Raw genomic sequence first — 11107 nt, 5'->3', positions numbered from 1 at the left:
AGCCTTACCCTTCGCCGGGTGCGGCATCGCTGCGTTGCAATAAAAGTTTGTCGATACGCGGGCCATCCAAGTCCACCACTTCGATACGCCACGCACCGATGCGGAAATGTTCGCCCACGCGCGGAATCCGGCCTAGTTTGGCGATGACCAAGCCCGCTGCGGTGCGGTATTCCAATTCTTCGGCATCGGCCAAACGCTCACCGGTCAGCTCGCGCAGTTCCTGCACATGCAGACCGCCATCCACCAACAAAGAGCCATCTTCACGGGTGACGACCAGTGCCTCGTTGGTATCTGCTTCGTTACTGCTCTGTAGCCGGCCAATCACCGCATCCACGATGTCGCTGATGGTCACCATGCCTTGGATGTCGCCATATTCGTCCACGACCAAAGCCAGCGATTGTTGTTCCTCGCGCAGAATTTCCAGCAATTTCATGGCGTGGGTGGATTCGGATACGAATACCGCCGGGCGTAAATCATTGAACAGCGATGGCTGCGGTTTGCCCAATTCGTCCAGCAGGGTCTTGACCTCCAAAATGCCGGCCACGTCGCTGTCATCGCCGTGATATACCGGGTAGCGTGAGTACGCGCCTTCCTGCATCGTGGCCAAGTTTTCGACCAAGCTGGCCGAAGCATCCAGCCAGGTGATACGGGTGCGTGGGGTCATCAGACTGTCGGCGGTGCGATCCCCTAGGCGCATCACCCGGTTCAACATATTGCGCTCGTCCAGATCGATCACGCCTTGCTCGTGGCCTTCACTCACCAGCAATTGAATTTCTTCCTCGGTGACCTGCGAATTATCGCCGCCACCGACCCGCAGCAATCGCAATAACCCACGCACGGTGGCGCTGAGCAGCCACACCACCGGGCTTGCCAGTCGTGACAACCAATGCATCGGGATTGCTACCGCAGCGGCCAGTCGCTCGGGGGCCAGCAGGGCCAGGCGCTTGGGGAGCAGCTCACCCAGCACAATGCTGAGGTAGGTGATCAGGCCAACCGCCAGCACGGTGCCCAGTGGGGCGGCATAGTGGCCCAATGCCGGTGCATTGTGTGCCAGCCATGCGCCAATCAGACTGCCCAGTGCCTCGCCCCCCAACATGCCGGTCACAATGGTGATCAGGGTCAGACCAACCTGTACCGTGGACAGGAAACGCTCCGGGTGTTCGGCCAGCTCCAGTGCTTTGCGCGCACGCCGGCTGGTGCTGGCGTTTTGTTTCAGGCGCGCCTTGCGCGAGGTGACGACGGCCATCTCCGACAGTGCGAAAAAGCCGTTCAGCAAGATCAGGGCGAAAACGATGAGTAATAGTTCCAGCACGGGGGATCACCAGGTGCAGGCGAGGGGAAGGAGTGGTGTTGCGGCCAACACACGCGGCACCATTGCGGTGCGGTGGTCTAATGCTGGCGATGGCAGAGAGTGTGCGTCCATGGGCTGCGCCGGAGCGCGGTGACATCATAACAGGGCGCTGCGAGCGAGTAATGCCGGGTAGGTAACGCAAGCCGTCATCGAAACGTCATAATTGCGCACTATCGTTGCAACATTCCTGACATCGGGCGGATTTCGCATGTTTTCCTTGCAAACAATATTTGGTTCCGGCACCCAGTTTTACGCATTGCTGGATGACGCCGCCGCCGCTGCATTGGATAGCGCCAAGGCGCTGCATGCGATGATGAAAGAAGCCGACCGGCAGCCGGCGCTGGATGCCTTCAAATTGGCCCGTCTACGCGAGCGCGCTGCTGCCGACAAGCTCAGCAAGGCCTTGGTGGACAGCTACATCACGCCGTTCGAGCGTGAAGATATCGAAGCGCTGGGCTCGGCGCTGCACAAAATCCCCAAGCAGATCGAAAAATTTGCTGACCGCTACGCGCTGGCGGTGCAGCATTTGGGGCAAATTGATTTTGCGCCGCGTGCTGCAATGCTGGAGCAGGCCGCCGAAGTGGTAGTGCAAATGGTCGATGAGCTGGAGCGGATGAACCTGGACCGCATGACCGCGCTCAACGAAAAATTGCGATCGATCGAGAACGAAGCCGACCGGTTGATGCTGGAGCTGTACCGCGAAATTTATTCCGGCAAGTTGGACAGCTTGCAGATGTTCTTGCTCAAGGAGTTTTTCGAGATTCTGGAGAAAGCCATCGACCGCTGCCGCGAGGCCGGCGTGGTGGCGTACCAGATCGTATTGAAGAATTCTTGAGAGGCCCAGCACCATGCTGACCCTCGTGCTTGTGGTGGTGGTTGCTGCGTTGGCGTTCGAGTTCATCAACGGCTTCCACGACACCGCCAACTCCATTGCTGCATCGGTGGCAACCAAGGTGCTTACCCCCGGGCAGGCGGTCATTTTGGCGGCTGTCACCAATATGTTGGGTGCGCTGACCGGCACCGCGGTGGCGGCCACCATTGCCACCGGTATCGTCAATACCGGGGTAGTGGATGCGTCCTCGCAATTGGTGTTGAGCGCCCTGTTGGGGGCGATCGTGTGGAACCTGCTGACATGGTGGTTTGGGTTGCCGTCGTCGTCCTCGCATGCACTGATTGGTGGTCTATGCGGTGCGGCGTTGTCGGCATCCAACATGAATTGGGATTCGCTGATCTGGATCCAGGGTGCGGCTGATTGGACCAAGAGCAAAGGCTTGGTGTGGAAAGTGATCGTACCGATGGTGACATCACCGCTGATTGGGTTCTTGCTGGGCGGTTTATTGATTGCCTTGCTATGGACGCTGATCTTCGGGATGGAACGTGCTGGCGGCGTATTGCGCAGGTTGGCGCGGCCGCGCTGGATCAACGCCAGTTTCGGCAAACTACAAATCGCTTCGGCCGCCTACATGGGCTATGCGCATGGGCATAACGATGCGCAGAAGACCATGGGCGTGATTGCATTGACCTTAGTCGGGGCCGAGGCCAACGGGGCGCTTAATGACTTGCCGGCATGGTTGGCGTTCATGCACCCGCATGCCACTGCTGGTGGCGATGTGGCCACATGGATCGTCGTGACGTGCGCCTTGGTGATGGCCGCCGGTACCGCTTCGGGCGGTTGGCGAATCATCAAAACGCTGGGCCACAAGATGGTCAAACTGCACCCGCTGGACGGGTTTGCGGTGGATACCAGTTCGGCCACGGTGCTGATGGCCGCCGCTCACTTTGGCATGCCGGTCTCAACCACCCATACGGTGTCCACTGTGATCATGGGTGTGGGTTTTGCCAAGAATCCGCGCAAGCTCAAGGTCAGCACCATCGAGCGGATCGTTTGGGCTTGGATCTTGACTATTCCGGCATCGGCGGCAGTGTCGTTTGGGGTTTACAAACTTTTGCGCCTAGTCGGTTGGGTATAGCACGATAGCGAGTCAAGCTCGGTCCATCTACGGTATGTCGCCGCGGTTTTTGGCGGACTTACAGCAGGTCACCACCGGCGGACATGCGGTGTTCCATTTCATCGCCGGTGCCGCCGATCTCCAGCACTAGGCGGTCGATTTCGGCGGCGGTCAAGGTGTCGTAGGGGCGGTTTTCGCACAGGTGCAGATACGGCACGCCATCAAGTTCACTGATGGCCAGATAACCCACTCGGCTTTCCCAGTTAAAACGCAGCGCACGCCGCGCATCCAGTCCGGTGATGGGGGCCAGCGCGGTGCTGATGCGCAGGTAGTCGCGGCCATCGTCGTCCTGCATTTCGGCCAGAAAAATGGCCTGATGGCGCTTGCCCTGCGCCAGTGACAGCTCGACGCAGACCACGAAGGGCTCTTGTACGCTGAGTTTGTAACCGGAGGAAGCGAGGTGGCGGCGGATTTGTTCGAAGTTGTCCATAGCGTATGCGGCATGCAAGCGGTGCAGTCGCTATGCTAACCCGAACCATGACCGCACCCGCGCCCACATCACCGCCCGCATCAGCGCCAACGCCGGAGCAGCGCATCTTGGCTGCGATCCGTGCGGTGTCGCGTGGGCAGGTGGCTGGGTATGGGGTGATTGCGCAGCGTGCCGGGTTGCCGGGGCGGGCGCGGTTGGTGGCGCGCATCTTGGGCCAACATGAGGACGCCAGCCTGCCTTGGCATCGCATTGTGCGTTCGGACGGGCGCATCGCGTTGCCGCCGGGTTCGGCCGGTTGGGACGAGCAAATCCGCCGCTTGCGTGCCGAGGGGGTGGATGTCCACAACGGGCGCGTCCGCCTGCCGCCGGTGGAAGCCAGCTTGGATGCGGCATTCTGGGCACCGCGTTGATGCACGGATGAATCATCGTGGCACTGACCTGTGCGCGTTGACCCGCTATGATGCACTGCAACGAAACTTGACTGGATCGACGCACGGATGCCGTTCAATCTTCCCCGCATGACCCAAGCCCTGTTGATCGCCAACGTGTTGGGGTTTGCGCTGCAATACTTCATCGGCGATCAGGCGATGCTGTCGCTGATGTTGTGGCCGTGGGCCGACGGCGTATTCGATCCGGCAGGCAGTGCGCCGGCGTTCATGCCGTGGCAGTTGCTCAGTTACGCCTTTTTGCATGGTGGCTTCATGCACATTGGCTTCAATATGCTGGCGCTGGTGATGTTTGGTGCGCCGCTGGAATACACTTGGGGCGAGCGCCGCTTTCTGACGTATTACTTGGTCTGCGTGGTGGGGGCCGGGCTATGCCAATTGCTGGTGGGCTCGTATGCGGTGGCGCAGGGGGCCGACCCTTATCCCACCATCGGCGCATCGGGCGGGGTGTTTGGCCTATTGCTGGCTTACGGGATGTTATTTCCCAATCAACGGGTGATGTTGCTGTTTCCGCCCATTCCGATGAAGGCACGCACCTTGGTCATCGTGTATGGCTTGTTTGAATTGGGCGTGGGTATCACCGGCCTGCAACCCGGGGTGGCGCATTTTGCGCATCTGGGCGGGATGCTGTTTGGCTGGCTGCTGATTCGCCATTGGCGGGGGCAACCGCCGTTTGGCGGATCCAACCGGAAACCCAAGCCCCGCATGCGCATCGTGCCCTAGGGCGGGTTGTCACCCGTCCTAGGGGCTGCGTCAGTGAAATACACTGACCCGAGCATCCTCTTTGGCCTGCATGGGGCTGCCCACTTTGCAGGTAAATGCACTGCCAAAGGCTGGTTGCTGCATCAATGGAACATTGGCACGCCATTGGCCGGGTGCACGGACATCTTGTTGTGCACGGATCTGCGCCTCATCAGCGGCCACTTGTTGTGCCCACAACTGCGCCCAGCCGGTAAAGAATTGACGTTCTTGTGCCGGGTTTGATTTGGGCTGGGCATTTTGGAAGGCGGCGTGCGCCAGTTCGACACCGGCCAAATCCGCTAGGTTTTCATCGCGGGTCAAGCTGCCTGAGACCTTCACATCCTGCGTCCCCGGATAGGGCAGATTGGCATACAGCGTTGTCACTTTGGCGGCCACGGTAGCCCACGCCGAGGCGACTTCGGGGCTCCACCAATCGCGGACATTGCCATCGGCATCGATATGACGACCGCGCTCATCCAACGCATGGCTGAGCTCGTGCCCCACCAGTGCGCCAAATGCGCCATATTGCTGCGGCAAGGGTTGCGCAAGATCCAGCGCCGGTGCTTGCAGCATGGCGGCGGTTACGATCAACCGGTTATGCGCCAGATCGTAAGTCAGTGCAGGTTGCTGCGGCAATACATCCCAGCGGCGGTCGGCATTGCCCTTGCCGATGCGCTTCATTTCTTGGTTATGCCGCCACGTCGAGGCGATCAGCATATTGCCGCCAAAACTGCCGCGCCCCATCGGTTGCAGGCTGTAGTCAAGGTCGCGCTTGGGGGTGCCAATTTCAATCCGCAGACGTTCGAGCTTCTTGCGGGCCTCGGCCTTGCCGGCGGCATCCAATACAGGGGTGTTGGAGGTGGTTTGGATAAGGGCATCGCGTACTTGCCCGGCAATCAATTCGGCTTGCTTGCGGGTGGCGTCGGGCAGGTAGGTCGCCGCGTATTCCTTGCCCAGCATCGGGCCTGCGGCCAGGTTGATGGCATCCAGCACTTGTTGCCAGCGCGGGGCGGGGTCGGTTTGCCCCAGCAGTACCTTGCCGCGGAACTCGAATGACGCATCACGCCACGGTCTGGACAGGTAGGGGGCCATTGCATCGCCCACCCGCCAACGCAGATAGGCCTGCCATTGCGCCGGCTTCAATTTGCCAACCAAGCTGTCCAATTGCTCGAACAGGGCGGGGTTGGCCAGTGACACGGTATCGTCGTTGATGCCTTGGGCTTTGAGGAAGGCATCCAGCTGCAAATTTTTGTATTGCTTGCCAAGGTTGGCGGTCGGCTGTGGGGCAAAGTTGTTGCGTGGATCACGTAGATCCACCAAGGGCCGCGCCGCGCGCGCAATCCGGGTTTCCAAGTCCAATGCCAGGGCGGTTTGGGTTTCCAAATCTTTCTTGGCAACGCCGGTCAAGGTCAGGATTTTGCGCATGTAATCGGCATAACGCGCCAGCAGCGCCTTGGTGTCGGCATCGTTGCGGGTGTAGTAAGCCGGGTCGGGCAGGCCGATGCCGCCTTGGCTGAAATAGCCAAGATGGCGATCCAAATCACGCAGGTCGATATCGGCATTGAAGCCAAACGCCACCGGAATACCCACCTGATGCAAGGCTGCAATCGCTGGGGCAATATCGCCATTTTTGCGAATGGCGTCGATGCGTTGTAACAGCGGCGCCACAGGGGCGGCCCCGTCTTTTTCTACGGCGGCTTCATCCAGTCCGCTGGCCCAAAAATCACCCAATAATTGTTGCACCTTGCCCTGTGGCGCCTGCATGGTATGGTCTAACAGGTCGCGTTGTTGCTGCTGTGCACGTGCGGTCAATTGACCCAATGCGGACACCGCGCCGGACTTGGGCATCGGGTTGGCGGCCAGCCACGGTTTGTTGGCCTCGCTGTAGAAATCGGTACAGGCCAGCGCAACGACAGCGGACTTCGACTTGTTGGCAGTGGGCTTCTTGGCAGCATGACTTTGCTGGGAGATGACTCCGGCTGCTAGGGCGACGGCAAGGGCGAAGACCAACGGACGGTGCTGCAGCATGCGGAAGTACTCGTTGTGAAGACGATGCCGGAGTTTAGCAGCGCCCTGCCACTCTGTTGGTTGGCAGGTTCAGGCTTACTTCACCCCATGCATCATCCGCCGCAACAGTGGTGCGGCGAGGAAGGCCAATGCCGCGCAGCCCAGCCCGATCCACATCATCAGCCAGAACAGATGCTCGTATTTGGCAGCGGCGGTCACCATGTTCAGTGTTTCGCCTTCCGCCACATCAATCGCCGCCAGTTTGCCGAACAACGCTGCCAGCGTTTCCGAAAACGCGGTGGCAAGAAACCAGGTGCCCATCATCAGGCTGACCACGCGCGGCATGGCCAGCTGGGTGACGGCCGACAGGCCCACCGGCGACAGGCACATTTCACCGATTTCAAGCACCAGATACGCCAGCACCAGCCACCACACGCTGGCCATCGCGCCGGTCGCGCCCACCTGTTGCGCGGCCAGTGCCATCGGGACAAATGACAGCCCGCCGAACAGCAAACCAAATGCGGATTTGGTGGGCTTCGATGGATCCAGCCCACGCTTGTCCAGCCAGCCCCACAGCCCGGCAAACAAGGGGGCCAGGGCCACCAGGAAGAACGCGCCAAGATAGGTCAGCGAGCCGGCAGTTTGCGGCAGCGCCACGCAGTCGCGCACCAGCAGCACGATGATCAGTGCGCTCACTGCAAGGAACAATGCACGCGGCGCAGCGGAGTCGGGGTTGCGGTCCGACATGCGCGCCGCCACGAAAAACGCCAGCGGTGCCAGCAGCAATGACAACGTGGACCACGGCCACGGGGTGCCATCACGCACCACCATCGACGGCACGATGTCTTTGCTCAACAGGCGATCAGTGAAGGTCACCCACGAGCCGTAGGTTTGCTCGTACAGGGTGAAGAACACCAGCGCCATGAAGATCAGCACCATCATCGCGATCATTTGTTGCCGTTGCACCGACGTGCACTGCGTGCCGGTGAACCATGCAAACCACAGCAGCACCGCGCCCAGCACCACAATCATCAATAGCAGTGCCAGCGAAACCTCACCGCCCAGCGCAAACGCACCATTGGCTGCCGCCCACATCAACCACGCCACCGGTACCACGCCCAGCACCGCCAGGGCATAGATCAACCCTTCACGCGGCAGCCCGGCCACACGCTCACGCAGCAAGGCCGGGTTGGCGGGCTCGGCGTGCCCTTGCAGATAGCGCTGGCCCCATACGAACATCGCAAGCCCGGCCAACATGCCGATGCCTGCGGCGCCAAAGCCATACTTCCAGCCCCAGGTTTCGCCCACATAACCGCACACCAGCGAGGCGAACAATGCGCCCAGATTGATCCCGGCATAGAACAGCGAGAACCCGGAATCGCGGCGCGGGTCGTTGTCGGCGTAGAGCTTGCCGACGATGGTGGAAATATTCGGCTTCAAAAAGCCCACACCCATGATGATCAGCGCGAGCGAGGCATACATGATGCGTAGGGATGCCTCATCACGTACCGCGCTGCCATTTTGCAGCGTGGCCGCGTGACCCTCGAAGGCCATCCCGATATGCCCTGCCACCAGCAAGATGCCGCCAAAGATCACGGCCTTGCGCATCCCCAACCAACGGTCGGCCAGCACGCCGCCAAACACCGGAATGCAATACACCAGCCCGCCATACGCGCCGAGCAAATCCAGCCCGGCCTTGTCACCAAACAAGTGATATTTGGTGAGATAGAGCAACAGCAGCGCTTTCATTCCATAGAACGAAAACCGCTCCCACATCTCGGTGAAAAAGCAGACATACACGCCCTTGGGATGGCCCAGGAAGTCGTTGTGACTGGGCTGCGCGGCAAGGTTGGCTGAGGACATGATTCGGGTTCGCGTGAGGTTGGCGGAGTATAGCGATGTGGTCGGGCAGGCTTGCGGGTGCCCCGCCCAACACCCTTCCCACACGGCGGCGGTCTGCGATACTTGGCCGTTCCCATCGCCGGAAGACCCTGCATGTCCAAGCCAGTACCTGTGGCCAGCGAGCCGCGCACCGAGTTCACCTTGCGCGGCATCGTGCTGGGGATTGTCATCACGCTGGCGTTCACCGCCGCCAATGTGTTCTTTGGCTTGAAGGCGGGGCTGACCTTTGCGACGTCAATTCCAGCAGCGGTGATTTCGATGGCCCTGTTGCGCGGCTTCAAAAACTCCACCATTCAAGAAAACAACATCGTGCAGACGGTGGCATCGGCGGCGGGCACGTTGTCGTCCATCATTTTTGTGCTGCCGGGGCTGGTCATCATCGGCTGGTGGACAGGCTTCCCCTATTGGGCCTCGTTTGCGATCTGCGCACTGGGCGGCATTCTCGGCGTGATGTATTCGATCCCGCTGCGGCGCGCGCTGGTCACCAATTCCGATTTGCCGTACCCGGAAGGCGTGGCCTGCGCCGAGGTGCTGAAAGTGGGCAGCCCTGGCGAAGCAGGTACGGCGCAAGGTGCCGAGGAAAGCCGTGCGGGCCTGATGGCGGTCACCTGGGGCGCATTGGTGGCGGCAGGTTTTGCTTTGGTGGTGGCCACCAAGACCTTTGCCAGCGATGTGAAGAGCTATTTCAGAGTGGGCGATGGGGTGAGCGGGTTTGATTTCGGCTTGTCGATGGCGCTGTTCGCGGTGGGTCATCTGGTGGGGTTGTGGGTGGGCCTTGCGATGCTGTTGGGCGCGCTGATCGGTTGGGTGTGGGGGGTGCCGCATTTCTCCGCACTGGCGCACGGCCTGACCGGCAGTTTTGAAGACATGGCCGGGGCGACATGGAGCACGAATGTGCGCTTTGTTGGTGCCGGCACGATTGGCGTGGCGGCGATCTGGACCTTGGGCAAACTGGTCAAGCCGGTGGTGTCGGGGTTGGCGTCGGCAATGGCGGCCAACCGCGCTCGCCAAGGGGGCACCTTGCATTTGTTGCCGCGCACCGAGCACGACATTCCGATCGGGGTGGTCGGCGCGATGATGCTGGCGTGCTTCGTGCCGCTGGCGTTTTTGCTGGTGCATTTTTCCAACCAGACCGGCTTGGGCGCGCACGCGTTGCCGCTGATGCTGGGCAGCCTGCTGTACATCGTGGTGATGGGCTTTCTGGTGTCTACCGTGTGCGGCTATATGGCCGGTTTGATTGGTTCGTCCAATAGCCCGCTGTCGGGGATCGGGATTTTGGTGGTGATCGGCGCGGCGCTGCTGCTGGTGTTCGGGCTGAAGTCGCAAATCGATGCCGGCCAAGAAAAAGGGCTGGTGGCATTCGCCCTGCTGGTGACGGCGGTGGTGTTCACAGTGGCGGCGATTGCCAACAACAATCTGCAAGACCTCAAGACCGGGCAGTTGGTGGATGCCACGCCGTCCAAGCAGCAGTGGGCGTTGGTGGTGGGCGTGATTGCTGGCTCGGCGATCATTCCGCCGATCCTCGATATCGTCAATCAGGCCTATGGCTTCGTGGGCGCGCCGGGTGCGGGCAAGGACGCACTGGCTGCACCGCAAGCCGGCCTGATTTCAGCGCTGGCGCAGGGTGTGATTCAGAACAACATCGACTGGAACTTGATCCTGATCGGTGCCGGAATTGGCGTGGTGTTGATTGCAATCGACGAAGTGCTGCGCCGCTCCACCAAGGGCGCGCATCTGTCGCCGCTGGCCGTGGGCTTGGGCATTTACTTGCCAACCGGATCCACGCTGATGGTGGTGGTGGGAGCGATTGTGGGTTGGTATTTCGATCAGCGCGCCGAGCGTCATGGCAAGCCGGAGGCGGTCAAGCAGCTGGGCGTATTGTTGGCATCGGGCATGATTGTGGGCGAAGGCTTGATCGGCGTGTTGATCGCCGGCATCGTCGCGTTCAAGCTGTTGCCGCTGCAAATGGTGAGCGATGCCTTTGCCGAAGGCCCGGCCGCATGGCTGGGCGGCATTGCTTTCGTCGCGGCCATCTTCCTGCTGTATCGCTGGGTGGAACGCTTGGCGCGCAAAGCCATTGTTTGATGGTGTCAACGTCCAGATTCAAACCTTTTATCAAGTACTTCTAAGCATTTCCAAGGACATTCCCATGAAGCTTCGCTACGTCATTCTTCCGCTTGCGCTTGCGCTGTCATTACCGGCGATGGCCGCCAACACGGCC

Annotated in this window: 9 protein-coding genes; 5 read left to right on the top strand and 4 right to left on the bottom strand. The window is 60.6% G+C overall.

Annotated elements, in window-relative coordinates; genetic code table 11:
- Window positions 1-4 precede the first annotated feature (4 nt).
- Window positions 5-1312, bottom strand: coding sequence for a hemolysin family protein (locus PK789_RS01395; protein WP_503011863.1), 1308 nt, complete (start codon window positions 1310-1312; stop codon window positions 5-7).
- A 247-nt stretch (window positions 1313-1559) separates the two neighbouring features.
- Here PK789_RS01395 and PK789_RS01390 point away from each other — a divergent pair, with 247 nt between their 5' ends.
- Window positions 1560-2186, top strand: coding sequence for a DUF47 domain-containing protein (locus PK789_RS01390; protein WP_324306542.1), 627 nt, complete (start codon window positions 1560-1562; stop codon window positions 2184-2186).
- Window positions 2187-2199: 13 nt separating this feature from the next.
- A complete protein-coding gene (locus tag PK789_RS01385; protein WP_324306541.1) occupies window positions 2200-3321 on the top strand; it encodes an inorganic phosphate transporter in 1122 nt (373 codons plus the stop codon).
- Window positions 3322-3379: 58 nt separating this feature from the next.
- Here the strand turns inward: PK789_RS01385 and PK789_RS01380 are convergent, their stop codons facing one another.
- Entirely contained in the window at window positions 3380-3790 is a 411-nt protein-coding gene (locus PK789_RS01380; protein ID WP_324306540.1) for a hypothetical protein, read from the bottom strand.
- Window positions 3791-3837: 47 nt separating this feature from the next.
- Between PK789_RS01380 and PK789_RS01375 the strand changes: the two genes are divergently transcribed.
- Together PK789_RS01375 and PK789_RS01370 are read left to right on the top strand one after the other, a co-directional pair.
- Complete coding sequence (locus PK789_RS01375) at window positions 3838-4200, top strand: MGMT family protein (protein WP_324306539.1); 363 nt, start codon at window positions 3838-3840, stop codon at window positions 4198-4200.
- Window positions 4201-4308: 108 nt separating this feature from the next.
- Entirely contained in the window at window positions 4309-4959 is a 651-nt protein-coding gene (locus tag PK789_RS01370; protein ID WP_503011862.1) for a rhomboid family intramembrane serine protease, read from the top strand.
- Window positions 4960-4989: 30 nt separating this feature from the next.
- Here the strand turns inward: PK789_RS01370 and PK789_RS01365 are convergent, their stop codons facing one another.
- On the bottom strand, window positions 4990-7005 hold the full coding sequence (locus PK789_RS01365) for a M13 family metallopeptidase (protein WP_324306537.1): 2016 nt from the start codon (window positions 7003-7005) through the stop codon (window positions 4990-4992).
- Between the two features lie 75 nt (window positions 7006-7080).
- On the bottom strand, window positions 7081-8847 hold the full coding sequence (locus PK789_RS01360; RefSeq protein WP_324306536.1) for a peptide MFS transporter: 1767 nt from the start codon (window positions 8845-8847) through the stop codon (window positions 7081-7083).
- Window positions 8848-8979: 132 nt separating this feature from the next.
- On the opposite strand from PK789_RS01360, the gene PK789_RS01355 reads away from it, so the two are divergent.
- A complete protein-coding gene (locus tag PK789_RS01355; RefSeq protein WP_223627084.1) occupies window positions 8980-10971 on the top strand; it encodes an OPT family oligopeptide transporter in 1992 nt (663 codons plus the stop codon).
- Window positions 10972-11107 lie beyond the last annotated feature (136 nt).

Origin of the sequence: Thermomonas sp., from assembly GCF_035369645.1 — a bacterium.
Classification (GTDB): domain Bacteria; phylum Pseudomonadota; class Gammaproteobacteria; order Xanthomonadales; family Xanthomonadaceae; genus Thermomonas.
The sequence above is the reverse complement of the archived record's forward strand: the minus strand, read 5'-3'. Positions and strand labels throughout refer to the sequence as shown.